Origin of the sequence: Pseudoalteromonas sp. GW168-MNA-CIBAN-0100 (assembly GCF_040309225.1) — a bacterium.
Lineage (GTDB): Bacteria > Pseudomonadota > Gammaproteobacteria > Enterobacterales > Alteromonadaceae > Pseudoalteromonas > Pseudoalteromonas arctica.
Window position 1 is genome coordinate 21,949 of the sequence record NZ_JBEOOL010000013.1, and the last position, 23,606, is coordinate 45,554.

Annotated in this window: 20 protein-coding genes; 15 read left to right on the forward strand and 5 right to left on the reverse strand. The window is 40.8% G+C overall.

Going from position 1 to position 23,606, the window contains the following annotated elements:
• Positions 1–134: 134 nt before the first annotated feature.
• The 12 genes from pyrH to AAEY62_RS09810 all read left to right on the forward strand — a co-directional run bounded on the left by pyrH (position 135) and on the right by AAEY62_RS09810 (position 11,653).
• Positions 135–884, forward strand: coding sequence for a UMP kinase (gene pyrH, locus AAEY62_RS09755; protein ID WP_007580982.1), 750 nt, complete (start codon positions 135–137; stop codon positions 882–884).
• Positions 885–933: 49 nt separating this feature from the next.
• A complete protein-coding gene (gene frr / locus AAEY62_RS09760; protein WP_206008562.1) occupies positions 934–1,455 on the forward strand; it encodes a ribosome recycling factor in 522 nt (173 codons plus the stop codon).
• A 58-nt stretch (positions 1,456–1,513) separates the two neighbouring features.
• Positions 1,514–2,293: an undecaprenyl pyrophosphate synthase gene (uppS, locus tag AAEY62_RS09765; protein ID WP_007580985.1), complete on the forward strand. Its 780-nt coding sequence runs from the start codon at positions 1,514–1,516 to the stop codon at positions 2,291–2,293.
• A 19-nt stretch (positions 2,294–2,312) separates the two neighbouring features.
• The gene (locus tag AAEY62_RS09770) at positions 2,313–3,179 is read left to right on the forward strand and encodes a phosphatidate cytidylyltransferase (protein ID WP_350634876.1); all 867 of its coding nucleotides are present in this window, start codon (positions 2,313–2,315) and stop codon (positions 3,177–3,179) included.
• Positions 3,176–4,381: a 1-deoxy-D-xylulose-5-phosphate reductoisomerase gene (gene ispC, locus AAEY62_RS09775; protein WP_024590724.1), complete on the forward strand. Its 1,206-nt coding sequence runs from the start codon at positions 3,176–3,178 to the stop codon at positions 4,379–4,381. Before AAEY62_RS09770 ends, ispC begins: the two co-directional genes overlap by 4 nt.
• A 1-nt stretch (position 4,382) precedes the next feature.
• Positions 4,383–5,735, forward strand: a complete 1,353-nt coding sequence (rseP, locus tag AAEY62_RS09780; RefSeq protein WP_350634877.1) for a sigma E protease regulator RseP — start codon at positions 4,383–4,385, stop codon at positions 5,733–5,735.
• 96 nt (positions 5,736–5,831) lie between these two features.
• On the forward strand, positions 5,832–8,303 hold the full coding sequence (gene bamA, locus AAEY62_RS09785; protein ID WP_007580991.1) for an outer membrane protein assembly factor BamA: 2,472 nt from the start codon (positions 5,832–5,834) through the stop codon (positions 8,301–8,303).
• Between the two features lie 11 nt (positions 8,304–8,314).
• Positions 8,315–8,833 (forward strand): OmpH/Skp family outer membrane protein, encoded by a 519-nt coding sequence (locus tag AAEY62_RS09790; RefSeq protein WP_007580993.1) that lies wholly within the window; start codon positions 8,315–8,317, stop codon positions 8,831–8,833.
• A 7-nt stretch (positions 8,834–8,840) separates the two neighbouring features.
• Complete coding sequence (gene lpxD, locus AAEY62_RS09795) at positions 8,841–9,863, forward strand: UDP-3-O-(3-hydroxymyristoyl)glucosamine N-acyltransferase (RefSeq protein WP_007580995.1); 1,023 nt, start codon at positions 8,841–8,843, stop codon at positions 9,861–9,863.
• Between the two features lie 26 nt (positions 9,864–9,889).
• The gene (gene fabZ, locus AAEY62_RS09800) at positions 9,890–10,342 is read left to right on the forward strand and encodes a 3-hydroxyacyl-ACP dehydratase FabZ (RefSeq protein ID WP_007580997.1); all 453 of its coding nucleotides are present in this window, start codon (positions 9,890–9,892) and stop codon (positions 10,340–10,342) included.
• Between the two features lie 2 nt (positions 10,343–10,344).
• Positions 10,345–11,115 carry an acyl-ACP--UDP-N-acetylglucosamine O-acyltransferase gene (lpxA, locus tag AAEY62_RS09805; RefSeq protein ID WP_007580998.1) on the forward strand — a complete coding sequence of 257 codons (771 nt, stop codon included), beginning with the start codon at positions 10,345–10,347 and terminating at the stop codon, positions 11,113–11,115.
• Positions 11,116–11,260: 145 nt separating this feature from the next.
• Positions 11,261–11,653, forward strand: a complete 393-nt coding sequence (locus AAEY62_RS09810) for a septal ring lytic transglycosylase RlpA family protein (RefSeq protein WP_010553743.1) — start codon at positions 11,261–11,263, stop codon at positions 11,651–11,653.
• Here AAEY62_RS09810 and cydC read toward each other — a convergent pair.
• Genes cydC through AAEY62_RS09835 form a run of 5 tightly spaced genes read right to left on the reverse strand, consistent with a single transcriptional unit; the run spans position 11,636 to position 18,053 of the window.
• Positions 11,636–13,381 (reverse strand): thiol reductant ABC exporter subunit CydC, encoded by a 1,746-nt coding sequence (gene cydC, locus AAEY62_RS09815; protein WP_350634878.1) that lies wholly within the window; start codon positions 13,379–13,381, stop codon positions 11,636–11,638. The genes AAEY62_RS09810 and cydC overlap by 18 nt on opposite strands.
• Entirely contained in the window at positions 13,374–15,167 is a 1,794-nt protein-coding gene (cydD, locus tag AAEY62_RS09820) for a thiol reductant ABC exporter subunit CydD (RefSeq protein ID WP_007581004.1), read from the reverse strand. Before cydD ends, cydC begins: the two co-directional genes overlap by 8 nt.
• On the reverse strand, positions 15,157–15,321 hold the full coding sequence (cydX, locus tag AAEY62_RS09825; RefSeq protein WP_002958303.1) for a cytochrome bd-I oxidase subunit CydX: 165 nt from the start codon (positions 15,319–15,321) through the stop codon (positions 15,157–15,159). Before cydX ends, cydD begins: the two co-directional genes overlap by 11 nt.
• A 12-nt stretch (positions 15,322–15,333) precedes the next feature.
• Positions 15,334–16,473 (reverse strand): cytochrome d ubiquinol oxidase subunit II, encoded by a 1,140-nt coding sequence (cydB, locus tag AAEY62_RS09830; protein WP_231620495.1) that lies wholly within the window; start codon positions 16,471–16,473, stop codon positions 15,334–15,336.
• Positions 16,470–18,053: a cytochrome ubiquinol oxidase subunit I gene (locus tag AAEY62_RS09835; RefSeq protein WP_024608695.1), complete on the reverse strand. Its 1,584-nt coding sequence runs from the start codon at positions 18,051–18,053 to the stop codon at positions 16,470–16,472. The genes cydB and AAEY62_RS09835 overlap by 4 nt, the downstream gene beginning before the upstream one ends.
• Before the next feature lie 301 nt (positions 18,054–18,354).
• Between AAEY62_RS09835 and lpxB the strand changes: the two genes are divergently transcribed.
• Genes lpxB through dnaE form a run of 3 tightly spaced genes read left to right on the forward strand, consistent with a single transcriptional unit; the run spans position 18,355 to position 23,598 of the window.
• Complete coding sequence (gene lpxB / locus AAEY62_RS09840) at positions 18,355–19,512, forward strand: lipid-A-disaccharide synthase (protein WP_024608696.1); 1,158 nt, start codon at positions 18,355–18,357, stop codon at positions 19,510–19,512.
• Positions 19,502–20,104: a ribonuclease HII gene (gene rnhB / locus AAEY62_RS09845; RefSeq protein WP_010553737.1), complete on the forward strand. Its 603-nt coding sequence runs from the start codon at positions 19,502–19,504 to the stop codon at positions 20,102–20,104. The genes lpxB and rnhB overlap by 11 nt, the downstream gene beginning before the upstream one ends.
• A 2-nt stretch (positions 20,105–20,106) precedes the next feature.
• Positions 20,107–23,598, forward strand: coding sequence for a DNA polymerase III subunit alpha (dnaE, locus tag AAEY62_RS09850; protein ID WP_010553736.1), 3,492 nt, complete (start codon positions 20,107–20,109; stop codon positions 23,596–23,598).
• Positions 23,599–23,606 lie beyond the last annotated feature (8 nt).

The following is a 23,606-nucleotide window of genomic DNA, read 5'->3' on the forward strand; positions in this document are numbered from 1 at the left end:
GAAATTAGATGCAATTAAAGTACTATTTGGTTTTGCTTCGCAGCTAGAAATTCTTTAAAATAACCGCGCTTTTATGTTTAACATAAGCGCGGTTATTTTTTATCCATAATTCAATAAAAGTTGGCCCCAATACTATGACTATCAATCGCAAACCTATTTTTAGACGTGTTCTTCTCAAATTAAGTGGTGAAGCTTTAATGGGAGACGAAGGCTTCGGCATCGATCCTAAAGTTTTAGACCGTATGGCACAAGAAATTAAAGAGCTAGTAGAGCTCGACGTAGAAGTGGGTTTAGTTATTGGTGGAGGTAACTTTTTACGCGGTGGATCACTTGCAGAAGCAGGTATGAATCGCGTAGTAGGCGATCACATGGGTATGCTTGCAACTGTTATGAACGGCCTTGCAATGCGTGATGCGCTACACCGTGCATTTGTAAACTGTCGTCTTATGTCGGCTATTCCGCTTAATGGTGTATGTGACGCTTATAATTGGGCTGAAGCAATTAGTTTATTGAAAACTGGTCGCGTAGTCATTTTTGCAGCGGGTACTGGTAACCCATTTTTTACTACCGATTCTGCAGCATGTTTACGCGGTATCGAAATTGAAGCGGATACGGTAATTAAAGCGACTAAGGTTGATGGCGTATACAGTGATGACCCTGTTAAAAACCCAGATGCGACGCTTTATACCCACTTAAGCTACAATGAAATCATTGAAAAAGAATTAAAAGTTATGGATTTAGCGGCATTTACTCTAGCCCGCGATCACAATATGCCATTGAGCGTATTTAACATGAATAAATCAGGCGCGCTAAAACGCGTAATTATGGGTGAAGAAGAAGGTACACTTATTTCTTCACAAGCCTCAGATGAAATAATCAAATAATTAGGATTAAACCGTGATTAACGATATTCAAAAAGACGCGCAAGCGCGCATGCAAAAAAGTGTAACTGCACTAGGTAGCCAATTATCTAAAATTCGTACTGGCCGTGCACATCCTGCAATCCTAGATGGCATTATGGTGTCGTACTACGGTGCACCAACGCCTTTAAACCAAGTTGCTAACGTAACAATTGAAGATTCTCGTACACTTGCTATTGGTGTATTTGATAAGTCTTTAGCGCAAGCTGTTGAAAAAGCAATTATGGCATCTGATTTAGGTTTAAACCCTATGTCGGCAGGTACTGTTATTCGCGTACCACTTCCTCCACTTACAGAAGAGCGTCGTAAAGACCTAATCAAAATTGTACGTGGCGAAGTTGAAGGCGGTCGTGTTGCTATTCGTAACATTCGTCGTGATGCTAATGGCGATGTAAAGGGTTTATTAAAAGATAAAGACATATCTGAAGATGAAGCGCGTCAATCGGATGATGCGATTCAAAAGCTTACTGATAAGTTTATTAAAGAAATGGATACTTTATTAGCTGCCAAAGAAACAGAATTGATGGAAATCTAAGCAACTAAAATTATTAGTTTTGAAACGCCGTCTAGGGTATACTAGGCGGCGTTTTTTTATGGAATACTCGATATTTATGGTTCTAGATGCTGACACAATTTCACAGCAATGTTTACCCAAACATGTTGCTATCATCATGGATGGGAACGGACGTTGGGCGCAAGCTAGAAATAGACCTCGTGTGTATGGGCATAAAAAAGGCGTAGACGCAGTTCGTCAATCTGTTCAGTTTTGTACTAAATTAGGGATACAATCGTTAACCTTATTTGCTTTTAGTAGTGAAAACTGGCGCCGCCCTGAAGACGAAGTAAACACTTTAATGGAGCTTTTCTTATTTGTTTTAACAAAGGAAGTTAAAAAGCTTCATAAAAACAATGTAAAACTGACCATTATTGGAGACTTATCACGATTTTCTGAAGGATTACGTAGCAAGGTAGACGCTGCGCATAAGCTGACTGAAAATAACACCGGGTTGCGTTTAAATGTTGCAGCTAATTACGGTGGTCGTTGGGATGTTGCCAATGCGGCAAAACAACTTGCTTTGCAAGTTGCGCAGGGCACACTAAACGCAGAAGATATTACAGAAGAGCGCTTAGCACAGCATATGAGCATGGCAGATCAGGCTGAACCTGATTTACTTATTCGCACTGGTGGCGATGTTCGTATTAGTAATTTTTTACTATGGCAAGTTGCTTATGCAGAACTTTACTTTACCGAGACACTTTGGCCAGATTTTAATGAAGCAGCATTTGCTGAGGCCATTGCGTGTTACGTTGCCAGAGAGCGACGTTTTGGTTGTACGGGCGAACAAATAAAACAATTACTCGCTCAAACCTAAATAGAATAAGGGTCACATTTTGTTAAAACAACGAATTTTAACCTCACTTGTGCTTGCACCATCGGCATTAGCTTTGGTTTTTTATACACCGCTTACGTTATTTAGTTACTTTGCCGGTGCAATTGTATTATTAGGCGCATGGGAATGGTCTGCATTTATGGGCCTTTGCGACAAGCTTAAACGTGCTGCCTTTGTTGTGTTTATTGGCGCTTTACTTGCCTTGCTTAATTTACATTGGCCTATTGAATCATTATGGGAAAATGGCAAGCTAGTCGGTGATGCAAATTACGTATTTACGCTTTCGTTTGCTTGGTGGATTGTTGCTAGCTATTTAATTTGGCGCTACCCAGAGATGGCTAAAGCGTGGAATGAAGGCCTAGTTATGCGCGGCATTGCAGGATTATTAACGCTTGTACCGCTATGGCTTGCACTAAATACACTACGTAGCGCGCAATATGCTGAATCAACTCATTTTGGTTCGGTGCTAATTTTAGTGGTACTCGGTATTGTATGGAGCGCAGATGTGGGTGCTTACTTTACGGGTAAAAGTTTTGGTAAACATAAGTTAATGCCTAAAGTAAGCCCTAATAAAACAATTGAAGGGTTAGCAGGCGGTGTAGTCGCTTCTATTATTTTTGTATTAGCATTTTGTCACTTTACCGATGTTGATTTAGTTGTATGGCCTGTGTACGCGATAATGACAGCATTTATTGCGTTGTTTTCTGCGGTAGGTGATTTACTGGAAAGCATGTTTAAACGTGAAGCTGGTTTAAAAGATAGCGGTCGATGTTTACCAGGACACGGCGGTATTTTAGATAGAATTGACAGCTTAACGGCTGCTGCTCCAATGTTTGTTATGTGCTATGCGTGGACTCTTAGTTTATGAGCCAAAAGCAATTGCTGGTTATTTTAGGCGCAACGGGCTCAATTGGTTTAAGTACACTTGATGTTGTGTCGCGCAATAAAGAGTTATTTGATGTTTTTGTTTTGGCTGCAGGACAAAATGCAAAGAAAATGGCGGAGTTGTGTATTGAACATGAACCGCTTTATGCGATTATGGCTAACCAGCAGGCCGCAGAGCAATTATCTGCGTATTTAGCTAATACTCAGTGCCAAACTCTTGTTATGCACGGTGAGCAAGCAATGAGTGACTTATGTGCTCATCCTGATGTTGACATTGTGATGTCGGCAATTGTAGGTGCAGCTGGTTTACTACCCACATTAAGTGCTGTTGAAGCGGGTAAAAAAGTACTACTAGCTAATAAAGAATCTTTAGTTATGTCAGGTCAGTTGTTTATTGATAAAGTTAAACAACATAAAGCCACTTTGCTGCCAATAGATAGTGAACATAATGCAATTTTTCAATGCCTACCTTCTTCGTTACAAAATGCCAAAGGCGATCAAAAACTACAGCAACATGGCGTAAGTAAAATTTTGCTTACCGGCTCTGGTGGCCCGTTTTTAACGCGTGATATAAATACGTTAAAAGATGTAACCGTAAGTGAAGCCGTTGCACACCCTAACTGGTCGATGGGTCAAAAAATATCAGTAGATTCCGCAACTATGATGAACAAAGGCTTAGAGTTTATTGAAGCTAAGTGGTTATTCAATTGTGATGCTAGTGATATTGATGTAGTTATTCATCCTCAAAGTATTATTCATTCAATGGTGCAGTATCACGATGGTTCTATTTTAGCGCAAATGGGTAACCCCGATATGCGCACGCCAATTGCCCATGCACTTGCGTATCCTGAGCGAATTAATGCGGGTGTTAAACCGTTAAACTTCTCTGACATTTGTGATTTTTCGTTTACTAAACCTGATTTTTCTCGTTATCCAAATTTACAATTAGCGATTGATGCGTGTAGTGCAGGGCAGGGCGCGACAACAACGGTTAACGCAGCAAATGAAATAGCTGTGGGCGCATTCTTAAACGGTAAAATTGGTTTTACCGATATATACAAAATAAATGCACAGACGCTAGAAGCTGCAACTTACACCAATGTGCAAAGCCTAGATGAAATTTTAGAGTGTGATAAATTAGCGCGTATTAGCGCTTCAGAATTTATAACAAAAGTGGCGCATTAATATGTTTGATTTTTTTTGGAATCTTGGCTCATTTATTTTAGCGCTTGGTATTTTAGTGGCCATACATGAATATGGCCATTTTTGGGTTGCACGAAAAATGGGCGTTAAAGTGCTGCGTTTTTCAATTGGTTTTGGTAAGCCACTGTTAAAATGGCATGACAAATATAATACCGAATACGTGATCGCCGCTATTCCATTAGGCGGTTATGTAAAAATGCTTGATGAACGTGTTGATGAAGTACCAGCAAATCAACGTCACTTATCGTTTAACTCTAAATCTGTACAAGCACGTATTGCTATTGTTGCAGCAGGTCCTATGGCTAACTTTTTGTTTGCCATTTTTGCTCTTGCGGTGATGTACATGGTAGGTGTGCAATCGGTTAAGCCAGTTGTTGGCAGCATAACCGAAGGCAGTCGCGCAGAGCAGGCGGGCATTATGCCTTCTCAACATATTATAAAAATTGGTGATGATGACATAACGACATGGCAAGATGCCACGTTTGCGCTTATGTCTAACTTAGGCGAAGAAAGCGTTGAAGTTATTGTTCGTGATAAAAACCTTCAACCACGCGTTAAAACGCTTAATTTAGAGGGGTGGAAGCTTGACCAGCGAGACGTACCACCATTAAGTTCGTTAGGTATTGTGCCATTTAGACCTCAAGCAACTTTAACAATTGCCGCCGTAACTAAAGACTCAGCCGCAGAACACGCTAATTTACAAGTTAACGACACAATTTTGGCTGTAAACGGTGAAACAATAAGCAATTGGCAGCAATTAGTTAATCTTATTACGCAATCAGCTAACAAATCTTTACAATTTAGTGTAAAAAGACAAGATACTATACAAGCCATTACAGTTACCCCTAAAGGGCGCATTGATAATAACGGTATTGAGCAAGGCTTTTTAGGTGTTGCTCCTGTTGTACAGCAATGGCCTGATGGCTATGTAGAGACAAGACATTACGGCCCGCTCGATAGTATTGTGCGAGGCACAAAAGAAACGTGGCGCTTAATTACACTCAGTTTTGACATGATTGGTAATTTAATTACAGGCCAGGTTTCGGTTAAAAATTTAAGTGGCCCTGTGGGCATTGCAGTAGGCGCTGGAACTAGCGTAAGCTATGGGTTAGTGGCCTTTTTAAGCTTTTTAGCCTTAATAAGCGTTAACTTGGGTGTATTTAATTTATTACCCTTACCAGTGCTTGATGGCGGACACTTAATGTATTACATAATTGAACTTTTTCGTAAAAAGCCGGTCTCTGAAAAGACACAAGAGTTTGGTTTTAAAGTGGGTGCCTTGTTGCTCATTTTTCTAACATGTTTCGCTTTGTTCAATGATGTATCGCGTTTGTAGTTACAGCGTGGCAAATTACTAATTAGAACACGATTGTAAAGCACCACTAGTAAGGTGTTATGCGGTAATACAGTTGTAAAGGATAAAGATAATAAAATGGCTATAAAAAAACATTTGGCAATAACAAGTTTATTGGGTGCAAGTTTTGCAGCCCTAGGCCAAAACTCCTTTATTGTTGAAGACCTGAAAGTTGAAGGTTTGCAGCGCGTAGCACTTGGTGCAGCGCTAACACATATTCCTATTAACGTAGGCGATAATGTTGATGACTATACGATTTCAAAAACAATAAAGTCACTTTATCGTTCTGGGCACTTTGATAACATAAAAGCACTTCGTGATGGCAACAACGTTATTTTTAAAGTAACGGAACGTCCTACCATCAGCTTTATTGAGTTTGAAGGCAATAAAGACATTAAAGACGAGCAGCTTAATGAGTCTCTTGATCAGCAAGATATTCGCCAAGGTGAACCACTTGATAAAACCGTTATCGATAGTATCGAAAAAGGCTTAGTTGAGTTTTTCCACAGCATTGGTAAATACAACGCTAAAGTAGACATCAGTATTACTAAGCTGCCACGTAACCGCGTTAAACTTAAGTTAGAGTTTGATGAAGGTGATGCTGCTTCTATCCGCCAAATTAACTTAGTGGGTAATGAACTTTTTTCTAATGAAGAGCTTCTTAAACTTGCTGAATCGCAGCAAGATTTACCTTGGTGGCAGTTTATGGGTAGCGACCGTTACCAAAAGCAAACCATTGAAGGCGATTTAGAAAAAATTCGTAGTTATTATTTAGACCGTGGTTACCTACGTTTTAATATCGACTCAACGCAAGTTTCAGTGAGCCCTGAACGTGAATCAGTTTACGTTACAGCTAACTTAACTGAAGGCGTAAAATATAAAGTTAAAGGTTTTGACTTTATTGGTGACTTGCTTGGCCGTGAAGACTTAATTAAAAGTGTTATCCCACTTAGAGCGGGTGAGCTTTATAACGGTTCTGTAGTTACTTCATCTGAAGAGTTTATTAAAAGCTACTTAGCACGTTTTGGTTACGCTAATGCTGAAGTGCGTACAATTCCAGAAATTGACGACGAAAAGCAAGAAGTACAATTAACACTATCGGTTAATCCAGGTAAGCGTGTATACGTTCGTCGTATTATTGTTGGTGGTAACCAAAATACGGCAGATGAAGTACTTCGTCGTGAAATGACACAACTTGAAGGTGCATGGTTATCTAATCAAAACCTTGAGCGTTCAAAACTGCAAATTCAACGCCTACCTTACATGGAAACTGTTGATTTTAACGTAGTGCCTGTACCCGGAGTGGATGACCAAGTAGATGTAGACTTTACTGTAAAAGAGCAATCTGCAGGTAGCTTTAATGCTGGTCTTGCTTATGGTTCTTACTTAGGTCTGCAGTTTAATATTGGTGTAACAGAATCTAACTTTTTAGGCACAGGTAACCAAATTGGTTTAAACCTTAATACGTCTACAGGTTCTGAAAGCTTAAGCTTATCGTACACAGACCCATACTTTACGCCAGATGGTGTATCGCAAGGCAGTAGCATCTTTTACAGAAACTACGATGCAAGTAAATTCAGTCTTGTTGAATATAAATCGAAAAGTTATGGTTTAGGCACAAATATTGGTTTTCCAATTGATGCTGTAAATCGTGTTAACTTTGGCGCCCGTTGGATTAAAGAAGAGCTTTCGGATATTGCAGAGTACGAGCAAACGCGTGTACTTCGTGAAACATTCTTAGATCCAGATAACCCAGATGCAGGCTTTGACTTTACTAAGTATGAGCTGAGTGTTGGTTGGTCGCGTATCACCGTTAACCGTGGTTTATTCCCAACAGCGGGTTCGCGTCAAACTCTAAACTTAACAGCAACAACGCCTAACTCAGATCTTCAGTACTTTAAACTGAATTACGATTCGCGTTTTTACTGGCCTATATCAAATGACCACCGTTGGGTATTCTCAACGCGTGCAGCACTTGGTTATGGTAATGGTTATGGTTCTACAAACGGGTATGAGCAAACACTTCCATTCCAAGAGTACTTCCGTATAACGGAAATGGAACTACGTGGCTTTGACCGTAATACAATATTACCACGTGCTGTGTCGCGTATACCGCAGTCTATTCCGGGTACGCCAGGTGCAGACGGTACTACAACCGGTAGCATTGGTGGTGCATCAGAATTTGATATTCTAGTGCCACAAGGTCGTATTGGTGGTAATGCTAAAGCAGTGGCAGGTATGGAGCTAATTGTTCCTACACCATTCTTAGATGAAGAAAATACCAGCTCTGTACGTACTAGCTTCTTTGTTGATGCTGCAAACGTATGGGACACTGAGTTTAACGTAGACCGCTATCAAAACTTAGGCGTTGATGAACGTGCTAAATTAGATGACTATTCAGACCCAATGCGTTTTAGGGTTTCAACCGGTCTTTCATTACAATGGATCTCTCCAATGGGTCCAATGCTGATCAGTTTTGCGTATCCATTGCAAAAAGAAGAAGATGACGATACGAAAACCATCAGCTTTAACATTAGTAACACTTTCTAAAGGAGTTTTTTGTGAAAAAATTATTTAAATCAACAGCTGTAGCAGTTTTAGCAACGTTAATGATGGGTACTTCTGTGAATGCATTTGCACACAAAGTAGGTATTGTTGATATGCAGGAAATCTACAAGCAAATTCCTCAAATGGCTAAAATTGAACAGTCTTTACAAACTGAGTTTGCTGAACGTCGTCAAGAGCTTGAAAAGTTACAAGGCGATATTCGTTTTGAAGCTGAAAAGTTTAAACGTGAAAGTACAACGATGAGCCAAGCTCAAAAAGATACTCTGCGTGAAAAAATTCAAGGCATGCAAAAAAATCTTGCTGAACAAGGTCGCCCTTTAGAGCAAGAAATTAAAGCGCGTCAAAACCAAGAGCTTGCTAAAGTTCAAGGTGTAATCATCAAAACAATTGAAGAGATTGCTAAAGACGGCGACTTCGACGAAGTTAAAGTAAAAGACACTACTATTTACTTTAACCCTAAAGAAGTGACTGATCTTTCATCTAAAGTTGTAGCCGCTGTTAGTAAGAAATAATCACTCTATGCAAAATTATACGCTTTCGCAAATTGCGGAACTTCTAGGCGCCGAACTTCAGGGTGATGGCGCTTTAGAAATAAAAAAAATAGCGACACTTGCAAATGCCCATTCTGGGCATATTGCATTTTTAGCGAACTCAAAATATCGATCGCAACTTGAAACTACTCAAGCTAGTGCTGTAATAGTAAGCCAAGCCGATGCAGAGTACTTTAGTGGCAGCAAAATTATTGTTGCTAATCCGTATGTAAGTTACGCAAAATTAGCGCAATTTATGGATACAACACCACGCTCAGCCTCGACGGGTATTCATCCAAGTGCAACTGTTCATTCAACAGCGATTGTTAGTGATAGCGCCGCTATTGGTGCTAACGCAGTCATTGAAGCTCATGCAGTGATAGGTGACAACGCACAAATTGGTCCGAACAGTTTTATCGGGGAACGTGTTAAAATAGGTTCTGGCACTAAGCTTTGGCCTAGTGTGACTATTTATCACGATGTTGAAATTGGTTCAGATTGTTTGTTTCAAGCAAATAGTGTTGTAGGTAGTGATGGGTTTGGCTATGCAAATGAGCGCGGGCAGTGGGTTAAGATACCTCAGCTTGGTTCAGTGATCATAGGCAACAAAGTTGAAATTGGTGCAAGTACGACAATTGATCGTGGTGCACTGGACAATACCATCATTCATAGCAATGTTATTATCGATAATCAGTGTCAAATAGCGCACAACGTTGAAGTTAATTCAGGCACCGCAATAGCGGGCTGCACTGTACTTGCAGGAAGCGTTACCATTGGCAAGAACTGTCAAATTGGTGGCATGGTTGCAATTAATGGTCACATGTCTGTATGTGATGGTGTTATAATTACCGGCATGAGTATGGTGACAAAATCAATCACCGAACCAGGTATTTACTCATCTGGTATGCCCCATACAACAAACAAAGAATGGCGTAAATCAATAGCTCACTTGCGTAACCTTTCAGACATGAAATCTCGTCTTAAAGCGCTTGAAGCATTGGCTAAGTCATAACGTTGAACACTAATAAGGATGCTATTTTGGCAAACGAATTAAATAGCCTTGATATTCAAGAAATTTTAAGTTTATTACCGCACCGTTACCCGATGCTATTAATTGATCGTGTTATTGATTTTACACCTGGCAAGTCTTTACATGCTATTAAAAATGTTTCTATAAATGAACCAATTTTTACTGGGCACTTTCCAAATCAGCCAATTTTTCCTGGTGTGCTAATATTAGAATCAATGGCGCAAGCAACGGGTTTATTAGGTTTTAAAACAGTAGAAAACCGTAGCGAAAACGAATTGTATTTGTTTGCTGCTGTTGATAACGCACGTTTTAAACAACCTGTAATTCCTGGTGATACAATGCATCTTCATGTTGAGTTTTTAAAAGAACGTCGCAACATTTGGAAGTTTGCTGCAGAAGCTAGAGTCGACGGCAAAATAGTGTGTAGTGCCGAAATTATGTGTGCGAGAAGAGAGTTTTAATAGTGATCCATTCTACAGCAATAATCGAACCTGGCGCTAAACTAGGCAACAATGTCTCAGTTGGTCCGTATAGTTATATTGGCAATGATGTTGTTATCGGTGATAACTGTATTATTGAGTCTCACGTTGTTGTTAAAGGGCCGTCAACTATTGGCTCTGGCAATCATATTTTTCAGTTTGCGTCTGTGGGTGAAGCCTGCCAAGACAAAAAATACAACAACGAGCCAACCACTTTAATCATGGGTGATAACAACGTTATCCGTGAATGTGCCACTATTCACCGTGGTACGATTCAAGACCAAGGTGTTACTAAAATTGGTAGTAATAATTTGTTTATGGCTTATACACACGTTGCACATGACGCGGTAATTGGCGATAACGTAATTTTTGCTAACAACGCAAGTGTGGCCGGCCATGTACATGTAGGCGATTGGGTTATCCTTGGTGGTAATTCGGGTGTTCATCAGTTTTGTAAAATTGGTGCACATGCCTTTATTGGTATGTATTCAGGTGTTAACAAAGATGTACCACCATTTGTTACTACCATTGGTATGCCAGCAGGTCCTGCAGCTATCAATAAAGAAGGCATGAAGCGTCGTGGTTTCGAAAGTGATGAAATTATGGCTGTACGCCGTGCATACAAAGCATTTTATCGTAAAAGCTTAGGTGCTGAAGAAGCTATTGAGTCGCTTAGTGAAGATGCCGCAAAGTATCCTGCTGTGAAATTGATGGTCGACTTTGTTAAAAACTCAGAGCGCGGCATCGTAAGATAATTCGCGGGTTTGCTTTAAGCATTAAAAAACCACCCTAGATGATAAATCGAAGGTGGTTTTTTATTGCCCTGCTTTAAGCTAATTCAGTTAATACTCAGGGTAATTGAGTTAGTATGCGGGTAATTTATATAATAAAAGCCGTCCTATGCGTTTACCTAAGTTAGTTGTCACTCTTTTTATTACTTCAGTTTTAGCCGCTTGTAGTAGCCAGCCTATTGTTAAATCATCTGCTGGAGAAATCACTCAAGTTGGGAAAGCATCTTTTTATGCTGATAAATACCACGGAAGAACAACCGCCAACGGAGAGCGCTTTAGTCAACAAGCCGCCACGGCAGCCCATTTAGAATTCGATTTTGGTACTACGGTGGTTGTTACTAATCTAGCCAATAACAAATCAGTCACGGTAAGAATTAACGATAGAGGCCCGTATGTGCGAGGTCGTATTATTGATTTATCAAAAAGTATGTTTAAAAAGATAGCCGACCCTAAGGTCGGCGTTATTGATGTATCAGTAAAGGTTTTAAAACCGGGTAGTTAGCGCAACATAACCAGGATAAGCCCCACTGAGCTCTTTATGAGAGCCTTGTGCGACTACTTTACCGCCTTCCAACCATACAACATTATCCATTTGAGCAAGTAGAGCGGGATCGTGCGTAATTGTGAGCACGCTCGCGTTATTCATAACATGCATTATTGCTTGCATTACCCCTTGCTTAGACTGATTATCAAGACCTTCTGTTGGTTCATCAAGAACTAAAATAGCTGGGCTTTTAAGTAATGCTTGTGCAATGGCTATACGTCTAGACTGACCTTGCGACACATTACGCCCGCCAGTGCCTAATCGTGTTTTTAAACCTTCTTTTAGCTCATTAAACCACGGGCTTAATTGCGCTAACGAGAGGGCTTCAATCATTTGCTCTTTAGTTGCATTTGGCGCGGCATAACGTAAATTTTCACTCAGTGTGCCATCAAAAATATGGTGTTGCTGGGCTAATATATTTATCACACTTGCGCGTATATCATTATTTAACGAATGTAAGTCAACAACGCTATTTTGATTGTTTAGCGTTATGCTGCCTTGTTGTAAAGGCCATAAACCAGTAAGTAGATTTACAAGCGTTGTTTTACCGCTGCCGCTTCTACCTACAATCGCTACTTTTTGCTGGGGCATTAGCTCAAAACTGATATTAGTAAGCGCTGTTTGCTCACCATATTGGTAGCTAATATTGTTAAGTGCTAACGTGTGGTTTTGCGCGCTAAAGTTTTCATCAACGTCTACATGTGCATCTTTAGCTTGTGAGTTAGCGGCTTTATCTTCAAGTGTAAACAACCGCTCTGCTGCTTTTAATACACTAGGAAGCTCTATAAACGCATTGGGTAGTAGCAATACGCTTTCAAAGCTTGCCAGTACAAATAAACTTAACATAGCAAGTTCTACATTTACCATACTGTTGGTGTAAACCAATGGAACTATGGTTACTATGCTAGCAAGCATCGCTAATTGAACAACCAACAAGCTTAACCCATCTGAGTTTGCCAGTGCTTTGTGGCGAATAAATAATTGCTGATTGTACTGCTCGCTTAATTCGTCGCACTTATTAAGTTGCTGCGAACGGGCTTGATAAATACTAAGCTCTCTAAGTCCTGTGAGTGTATCTGAAAGCTCAGAGCGAAGTTGTGCACTAAGTTGTGTTTCTTTATGGCTGTTTTTAGTGAGCTTTGCGCTGAGTAGGGCAGGTATAACCACACCAATAAGTATAATGCCAGTAAAGCAAATAAGGGCGACGTTGCCATTATAGGCCGACATAAACAGCATGATGATTGGCACACTTAAAAGAGCGACCAGCATAGGAAGCAAAACGTTTAAATAAAACTTGTCGAGTGCGTCTACATTGTTTTGTAATCGGTTAACTAGATCAGCGCTGCGGCTCATTGCTAAATCAACATTGTTAAGCTTACTTAACGTTGCAAAGACATTGGTACGTATTTCACTTAGTAATAAAAACGTGGCGTTATGAGTAACTAGGCGTTCGCCATAGCGCGATGCAGTTCGTACAATTGCTAAAAACCGAATCGTTCCTGCTGGAGTAAAGTAGTTCATTTGCACGCCCGCAAGACCTGCAGCTGCCATTGATGCTAAAAACCAGCCAGAAATAGCCAACAAGCCCACATTAGCTAATACCGTAATCGTTGCTAAAAATGTACCCAATAGCATCGCTTTATAATGAGGAGCACAAAGCTTTAATAAGCGAATAAAATTATGCATGCGCAACCCCTTGTTTGGCCGTTTTTAATAAATCAGCAAATGCACCATTTTGCGCTGCAAGTGTTTCAAAGTGACCTTGCTCAGCTATTTTCCCATCGTGCATAACAATGATATTGCTGGCATGTTTAACGGTATTTAGTCGATGAGCAATGACTAATACTAAGTTATTTTTAGCATATTCATTAATAGCATCTTGAATAAGCTGCTCTGTTTGGCTATCAAGGTGCGCTGTAGGCTCATCAAGCACTAAAACTGGTGCTTGTTTTATGAATGCACGTGCGAGTGCGATACGTTGCTTTTGCCCGCCAGAAAGTCCTTCCCCTTGCTCACCTATCAGTGTGTTAAAACCATCGGGTAGGGTATTTATAAATTCAAGCACACCAGCTTGCTTTGCTGCATGTTCAAGCTCTTGCTGTGTGGCAGTTGGTTTGGCCAATTTAATGTTGGCAGCAATGGTGTCGTAAAACAGCGTCGCTTTTTGTGGTATCCATGCAATGTTATTTTGCAGGTAAGTAATATCGGTTGTGCTTAAACTCTGATCATTAATAGATAGGTGGTTTATCACCTCAGGGTGAAACCCTAATAAGCAATCAAACAACGTACTTTTACCTGAGCCACTACTGCCCACAACTGCAATTAAGCCTTTATTTGGCAGTGTTAAATTTATATTTTTAATCCCTTCGTTACTATCTGGGTATATAAAATTAAGGTCGGTAATACTTATGGAGTTAATTGTATTTAAAGTTAAATTGTTTTCAGGCGTGTTTGTAGTCGCTGACGCATTTTCGTCACTTGGCAGTGGTGCATTTAAAATCGCAACCATATCGGCAGCGGCACTAATGCCTTGTAAGCGTGCATGGTAATGGCTACCTAGCTGGCGCAGTGGTAAATAAAATTCAGGCGCTAAAAGTAGCACCACAAAGCCAGTAGCAAAATCAAGAGTGCCAAAAAACAGTCTAAAACCAATAATTACTGCGACTAATGCCACGCTAATGGTGGCTAAAAACTCAAGTGCAAATGATGATAAAAACGCGATCTTTAAAACATCGAGTGTAGCGTGTCTAAAATCATCTGAAATTTTAGCTATTTGTTTAAGCTCGGTACGTGTTGCATTAAATAGCTTGAGTTGAGTTAAACCTTGTACGCGGTCAAAAAAGTAATTGCCCAGTACAGCAAGTTGCTTCCAGCGTTTTTGGTTTAAAGCTTCGGCTTTTGAGCCTACCAAAATCATGAAAAAAGGAATGAGCGGCGCGGTTAATAAAAATATCAACCCAGCTTTATAATCTGTCGGAAAAATAACAACCAATATTGCCAGCGGAATAAGCGCGCTGTAAGCAGCACCGGGTAGGTATTTAGCATAATAGTCGTGGAGTGCTTCTACGCCATTATGTAGGGTATTTAATGTAGCGCCTTGGCCGTGTTGTTCTATATAGCTTGGGCCAAGTAAGCTGAGCTTATTTAGAAGTGTTTGGCGCATAGCCGATTTTATTTTAAGTGCAGCATATGCACTCAAGCGTTCGCTTAACGCTAAAAACACCGCGCGCAATAAAATAATGCCTGCTAAGGGCCATAATAAATGAGTAACTTGGGCTAAATTATTACCTTCAAACATAACGTTGTGAATAGTTTGCGCAAGTAAATAAGCACCTGCAATCATCAGTAATGCGTTAAAGGTACCCAGTGCTATGCTTAACTTTAACCACACTGCAGCGGGTTTACTTTGACGCTTTAAAAAAGCGCGCAGTGATTGCTGCTGCGCGCGATCTGGTCGGGGGTTAGTCGTCATCTTTTGTGTTGTTAGCATCGTTTAATAAATCGTGCATGGCTTGTTCATCATCAGCAATGCTGTTTTTATTTTGATGAAATTCGTACCACATTACATTTATTACACCTAAGGTACAGGCCAAAAGTACACCTAAAATCCAAGCGAAATACCACATAGTTTAGTCTCCTTAGTAGCTACCGTGAGTGTTGTTTTCAATTTCTTCAACCGTTACTCTGCGCCACATTTTTACATAACACCAGGTGGTGTAAGTTAAAATAAGTGGAACAAAAATACACACTGCAACAAACATTACATTGAGCGTTTTATGGCTCGATACCGCATCCCAAATTGTTAAGCTAATATTTGGATTGTTGCTTGATGGCATAATAAATGGGAACAGTGAAACACCGGCCGTCATAATCACGCCAATTAACATTAAGCTTGTTGAAATAAGTCCAAGTGCTGGTTTGTTCAATTTAGAAAACAATAGCGCACTTAGTGCCATTGCAAACGCTAAAATAGGAAAGGTCATAGTCCATGGGCGTTCACTGTAATTGCTAAGCCACGCGCCTTGGGCTGTTGTTACTACTTTAGCTAATGGATCTGCATGGCTTTGTGTATCAGGCATAGATACAATTTGGTAACCCGTTAAATTAGCAACCCAAAAACCAGCGCCTGCAAACAGTATAATAAACACAATCAGTGAATAACGACCATATTGCCCTGAGCGTTCTGCTACTGCATCAGCTGTACGAAGCTGTAACCACATCCCCGCATGAGCAATTAGCATAGTGATACTCACTAAACCAGCAAGCAAACCAAACGGGTTAAGTAAACCAAAAAATGAACCTTGGTAGCTAACACGCATTAAGTTATCAATATTAAATGGTACGCCTAAAAATAAGTTACCAAAAGCAACACCAAAAACTAATGCTGGAATCGCGCTGCCTGCAAGCAAGCCCCAATCCCAGTTATTACGCCAGCGTTTTGAGTCTACTTTACTGCGGTAATCAAACCCTAGTGGTCTAAAAAATAGAGCAAAGAGTACTAGCATCATGGCAAAGTAAAAGCCCGAAAATGCAGCTGCATAAACCATAGGCCACGCTGCAAATAACGCGCCGCCTGCAGTTATAAACCATACTTGGTTACCATCCCAATGCGGGCCAATGGTATTAATTACCGTACGGCGCTCTGAATCTGTTTTACCAACTAGGCGAAGCAACATAGCAACGCCCATATCCATGCCATCGGTAATAGCAAAGCCAATAAGCAGCACACCAATGATCAACCACCAAAGCATTTTTAATGTTTCATAATCAAAAATCATGATTGCTCTCCTTCAGTTTGATCAGTTTTATTTGGCAATTCAAAATGATATTTACCAGTATGTAGCGAGCTTGGTCCTTGCTTAACAAAGCGGATCATCAACCAACCTTCAACAATGGCTAAACCAGTATAGAAAACAATAAATCCAGTTAAGCTAATTAAAATATCGTTCACTGTTAATGACGACGTGGCTAAAAAGGTCGGCAGTATTTCAGATATAGCCCAAGGTTGACGTCCATACTCAGCAACTATCCAGCCAAATTCAATCGCTATCCAAGGTAGTGGAATGCTCAATACGGCGGCCCATAACAACCAGCGCTTTTGCTCAATAACGCGATGTGCGTTGTAGTAAAATGCCAATATAAATACACCTAGCATGGCTACACCACAGGCAACCATAATCCTAAATGACCAAAACATAGGGCCTACTTTAGGGAAAGAGTCTTTAACCGCTTTTTGAATGTGCTCTTCGGTAGCATCTACAACATCAGGTGTGTAGCGCTTAAGTAGCAAGCCATAACCTAAATCATCTTTTAGGGTATTAAACTTAGCAATATTTTCTGGCGTATCTTCACCGTTTCTGAGTTTTGTAAGGTATTCATAAGCAATCATACCGTTGCGAATACGTACTTCGTGTTGTTTTTCTAGGTCGTTAATACCCGTTACTTGCTCATCAAGTGAACGCGTAGCAATTAACCCAAGTGCGTAAGGTATTTTAACCGCAGCATGTGTTACTTGCTCTTCTGAATCAGGAAAACCAAATGCGGTAAACGCAGCCGGAGCCTCTTCTGTATGCCATTCAGCTTCAATCGTGGCAAGTTTTACTTTTTGAACTTCACCTACCTCGTAGCCTGATTCGTCACCAAGTAAAATTACACATAAAATTGATGCTAAACCAAAGCCCGATGCGACCGAAAAAGAGCGTTTAGCAAACGCTAAATCACGGCCTTTCAAGATGTACCAACTGCTTATGCCCAGTACAAACATAGATGCAGCTACATAACCTGCCGATACGGTATGAATAAACTTAACTTGTGCTACAGGGTTAAACACAAGCTCAGCAAAGCTGGTCATTTCCATGCGCATGGTTTGATAATTAAATTCAGCACCTACTGGGTTTTGCATCCAACCGTTGGCAATCAAAATCCACAGCGCCGACATGTTAGTACCAATGGCCATTAAAAAGGTTGCACCTAAATGTTGGCGTTTAGAGAGTCTGTCCCAGCCTAAAAAGAACATACCTACAAAGGTCGATTCTAAAAAGAATGCCATTAAACCTTCAATAGCCAGGGGAGCCCCAAAAACATCACCTACGTAATGGGAGTAATAAGACCAGTTAGTACCAAACTCAAATTCCATGGTAAGGCCTGTCGCCACACCAATTGCAAAGTTAATACCAAACAATTTTCCCCAAAACTTAGTCATATCACGATAAATTTCGCGACCGGTCATAACATAAACCGATTCCATAATAACTAAAATCCAGGTCATACCTATCGTTAACGGTACGAATAAGAAATGAAAGAGAGCGGTAACAGCAAACTGTAATCGCGATAGATCCACAAAGGTTTCATCTATCATTATTGGCTCCTTGAGAGTGACGGATTAACAGGGCAACATTTAATTGGCAAAGTTAAGGTTTGATGAACTTTCAGTAATTACTGAAAGTTTGTAATAGTATTTACTTTTGTGCAATTTTTGTCAACATACATATTAGTAAAACTTAATATATATTTCCTATGCTACATCAGTATTAAAAACAAACAACATAAAGCCTTAACTTACGTGATAAAAAACCAGTTATTTAAAGCGTTTAACCAAACAGTAAAACACGGTAAACTAACAAGCATGAACGCCTGGTTTACTTGTGAAATAAAATCAAATGAATAAAGATAAAAAACAACTACGAATTGGTATTGTGGCAGGTGAACTGTCGGGCGATATTTTAGGTGAAGGTTTAATTAAAGCCCTTAAAAAACATTTTCCGGACGCTATTTTTGAAGGAATAGCAGGACCTAAAATGCAAGCGCAGGGCTGTAAAACACTTTACGACATGGATGAGCTTTCGGTAATGGGGCTTGTTGAGGTGCTAGGGCGTCTACCGCGTTTGCTTAAAATACGTAAACAACTCGTGCAGCATTTCGTAGATAACCCACCTGATGTATTTATTGGTATTGATGCACCCGATTTTAACTTACGCGTTGAAAAGCCACTTAAAGATGCGGGCATTAAAACAGTACAGTATGTAAGTCCATCTGTTTGGGCGTGGCGCGAAAAGCGTATACATACAATAAGTGCAGCCACTAACTTAGTGCTTGCGTTACTGCCATTTGAAAAAGAGTTTTACGATAAACACCAAGTGCCATGTACATTTGTAGGACATACCTTGGCTGACGATATAGCGCTTGAGCACGACGATACTAAAGCACGTGCAGAACTCGGCTTAAGCCTTGATGACAAAGTACTGGCGTTACTTCCTGGTAGCCGAGGCTCAGAAGTTGGTTTACTAAGCGAAACTTACATTAAAACAGCCGCAGAGCTGCAAGCTAAAAACCCCAATCTTAAAGTTGTGGTGCCATTGGTTAACGAAAAACGCAAAGCGCAGTTTACTGATATATTAAACGCTACCGCGCCAAACCTTAATGTTAACCTGCTGGATGGACAATCAAAATTAGCGATGCAAGCTGCTGATGCTATTTTATTAGCGTCGGGCACTGCAACACTTGAAGGTATGCTTTATAAAAAGCCAATGGTAGTCGGTTATAAAATAAAGCCGTTGAGCTATTGGATATTTAAAACTTTATTTACGTTTAATATTAAGTATTTTTCGTTGCCTAACTTATTAGCCGACGAAGAGCTAGTGCCTGAGTTTTTACAAAGCGAGTGTAATGTGGCTAATTTAACCAATGCGCTTACCCCGATGCTTAATACAGATAACAAAGAGCTAAAAGCACGCTTTTTAGCTATTCACGAAAAAATTAGATTAAATGCCAGCGAACAAGCAGCCAACGCTGTGGCGGAGTTAATAAATGCAAATTGATAGACCTAATGTATCCTTAATTGCCGGTGTAGATGAAGTAGGGCGCGGCCCGCTTGTTGGTGATGTAGTTACTGCCGCCGTCATTTTAGATCCGACTAAACCAATAGCTGGCTTAGCGGATTCTAAAAAATTAACAGATAAAAAACGCCAAGCGCTTGCGATTGAAATAAAAGAAAAAGCATTGTGTTATGCCTATGGGCGCTGCAATCCAACAGAAATTGATGAGTTAAATATTCTGCACGCGACTATGCTTGCCATGACCCGTGCAGTAGAGGCATTAAGTACGCAACCTGAATTTGTATTTATAGATGGTAATCGTTTGCCAAAACTCACTATGCCAGCGCAAGCTATTGTTAAAGGCGATAGCTTAGTGGCAGAAATTTCAGCGGCGTCTATTTTAGCTAAAGTAGCACGCGATGACGAAATGATTGAGCTTGATAAACGCCACCCTGAATATGGCTTTGCAGGGCACAAAGGGTATCCAACAAAAGCACATTTTGCAGCGCTTGAGCAGTACGGCGCGATTGATGAGCATCGTAAAAGCTTTAAACCTGTGCAGCGTGTATTGGCGCAAGCCAATGGTGAGGGTTAAGCATGGCTGCTCCTGATTTTGTTCATTTAAGAGTTCATTCAGATTTTTCGATGGTTGACGGCCTTGCTAAAACAAAGCCAATAGTTGCTAAAGCGCAAGAGCTGCAAATGCCAGCCATTGCGATTACCGATCAAATGAACTTTTGTGGCTTAGTGCGTTTTTACGGCGCAACACATAACGCCGGTATTAAGCCTATTGTGGGTGCTGACTTTTGGGTTCGTAGCCCAGAATTTCCTGATGAGCCAAGCCGCTTAACCATATTAGCCAAAGACAACGACGGCTATAAAAATATTACCTTATTAATATCAAAAGCGTATCAACGTGGGCATGTGTTTCATCGCCCAGTGATTGACCGAGAATGGCTAGTTGAGCATAAAACGGGCTTAATTATTCTCTCGGGCGCTAAAGACGGTGACTTAGGTAAAGCGTTACTAAAAAATAATCCAAGTGTTATTGAGTCGGTAGTTAGCTTTTATAAGCAGCATTTCAGCGATAACTACTACCTTGAGCTTGTTCGCACTAACCGACCGCTTGAAGAAGACTACTTACACATGGCGGTAGAGCTTGCTACCAAAGAGCAGTTACCTGTTGTAGCGACCAACGAAGTAGTGTTTTTAAAGCCTGAAAACTTTGAAGCCCACGAAATTCGCGTTGCTATTTTTGACGGCTACACGCTTGACGATAAACGCAGACCTAAACGGTTCTCTGAAGAACAATACCTAAAAACATCAGAGCAAATGGCTGAGCTGTTTAGCGATATACCAGAGGCGCTACAAAACACCGTAGAAATAGCTAAACGTTGTAATGTAACGGTTCAGCTAGGGACTTACTTTTTACCTGATTACCCAACTGGCTCACTTAAGATTGATGAGTTTTTAGTTAAAGTATCAGAAGACGGTCTTGAAGAGCGATTACAGTTTTTATTCCCCGACGAAGAAGAGCGAAAAGTAAAACGCGTTGAATACGATGAGCGACTTGATATAGAGCTTGGCGTAATTAACCAAATGGGATTCCCAGGTTACTTCTTAATCGTAATGGAGTTTATTCAGTGGAGTAAAGATAACAATATTCCGGTTGGGCCTGGTCGTGGTTCAGGTGCAGGTTCGTTAGTTGCATACGCACTTAAAATTACCGATTTGGACCCACTCGAATTCGACTTGCTTTTTGAGCGATTTTTGAATCCAGAACGTGTATCAATGCCCGATTTCGACGTCGATTTTTGTATGGATAGACGAGACGAAGTAATTGATCACGTGTCGGCTTTGTATGGGCGTAATGCGGTATCGCAAATTATTACCTTTGGCACCATGGCTGCAAAAGCGGTAATACGCGATGTAGGGCGAGTGCTTGGGCACCCTTACGGGTTTGTTGATCGTATTTCTAAAATGATTCCAGGCGATCCTGGGATGACACTTGCCAAAGCGTTTGATATAGAACCGCGCTTGCAAGAAGCCTACGATGGCGATAACGAAGTAAAAGACTTAATCGACATGTGTCGCATCCTAGAAGGGTGTACACGTAACGCCGGTAAACATGCGGGTGGCGTAGTAATATCGCCAACCACTATTACCGACTTTGCCGCGCTTTATTGCGATGACGAAGGTAAGTTTCCGGTCACGCAATTTGATAAAAACGACGTAGAAACTGCAGGCTTAGTTAAGTTCGATTTCTTGGGTTTACGTACACTGACTATATTGCAGTGGGCGGTCGAAATGACCAACGTGCGCATGGAGCGCCAAGGTAAAGACCTCGTTGATATAAATACCATCCCACTGGATGATAAAAAAAGTATTGAATTATTACTTCGCGCTGAAACGACTGCTGTATTCCAGCTAGAGTCGCGCGGTATGAAAGACTTAGTACGCAGACTTAAGCCCGACTGCTTTGAAGATATGATTGCACTCGTGGCCTTGTTTCGACCAGGTCCGCTGCAATCAGGCATGGTAGATAACTTTATCGACCGAAAACTGGGCCGCGAAGAAATCTCATACCCAGATGCGCAGTATCAGCACGAAAGCTTAAAACCAATACTTGATCCAACGTACGGCATTATCTTGTATCAAGAACAAGTAATGCAAATTGCGCAAGTACTAGCAGGTTACACGCTAGGTGGCGCCGACATGCTGCGTCGTGCAATGGGTAAGAAAAAACCCGAAGAAATGGCAAAGCAGCGTTCAACGTTTGAAGATGGCGCAAGAAATAACGGCATTGATGGCGAACTCGCAATAAAAATCTTCGACTTGGTAGAAAAGTTCGCAGGTTACGGCTTTAATAAATCTCACTCAGCGGCGTATGCACTCGTTTCGTATCAAACGCTGTGGATGAAAACGCATCATCCTGCAGAGTTTATGGCTGCGGTAATGTCGGCTGATATGGATAACACCGACAAAATAGTTATTTTGGTAGATGAATGTGAAAACATGAAGCTCACCTTATTGCCGCCAGATGTGAATGCAGGTGAGTTTAAGTTTACAGTAAACCTGCAAGGCGAGATTGTTTACGGCATTGGCGCGATAAAAGGTGTGGGTGAAGCACCGGTTGATGCAATATTAGAAGCGCGTGCAAAAGGGGGCCCATTTAAAGATTTATTTGATTTTTGTGCCCGAGTTGATTTAAAACGCTTGAATAAACGCGTGACCGAAAAATTAATTTATTCAGGCGCACTCGATAATTTAGGGCCAGAAAAAACCCAAGCTGGCCGTGCTACATTACTAGCTAGTTTAAAAAGTGCAATGCGGGCAGCCGACCAACACAACAAAGCTGAGCTATTAGGGCAAAGTGATTTGTTTGGTTTATTAGCCACTGAGCCTGATGAAGTAGAACAAGCCTTTATTAAAGCCACAGGCCTAACTGATAACGAATGGTTAGATGGTGAAAAAGAAACCCTAGGCCTTTATTTAACTGGGCATCCGATAAATCAGTACCGCCGTGAGCTTAGGCATTATACCAGCGGGAAAATAGTTGATTTACAGCCAACGAACCGCGACGTATTTGCAACAGCCGCAGGTTTGGTGATTGCTTCTAGGGTATTAATTAACAAAAAAGGAAATCGTTGGGCCTTAGTAACTTTAGATGACAAGAGTGCACGGATTGATGTACGCTTGTATTCAGACGAGTTTGAAAAGTACCAAGATATGCTCCAAGTTAACAATATCTTGGTAATATCTGGACAGGTCAGCTTTGATAACTTCTCCGGTGGTATTACAATGACCGCCAGAGAAATAAACACCATTGCTCAAGCGCGTGAAAAGCGTATCAAAGCGATTAAAATGACGCTGAACATGGTGCAAGTCGAGGCAGGTTTCTTCGATAAATTACAAAAAGTACTCGAACCCTATAAAATGGGAACGTGTCCGATCAAGGTTTATTACCAACGTCCAGATGCGTTGGCGCAATTAACTCTTGGGATCGAATGGTGTGTTACGCCAAGTGACGACTTAATTCATAAGTTATCACTAATGGCTGCGCAAGATGTAGAACTAGAATTTAACTGATTAGGTAG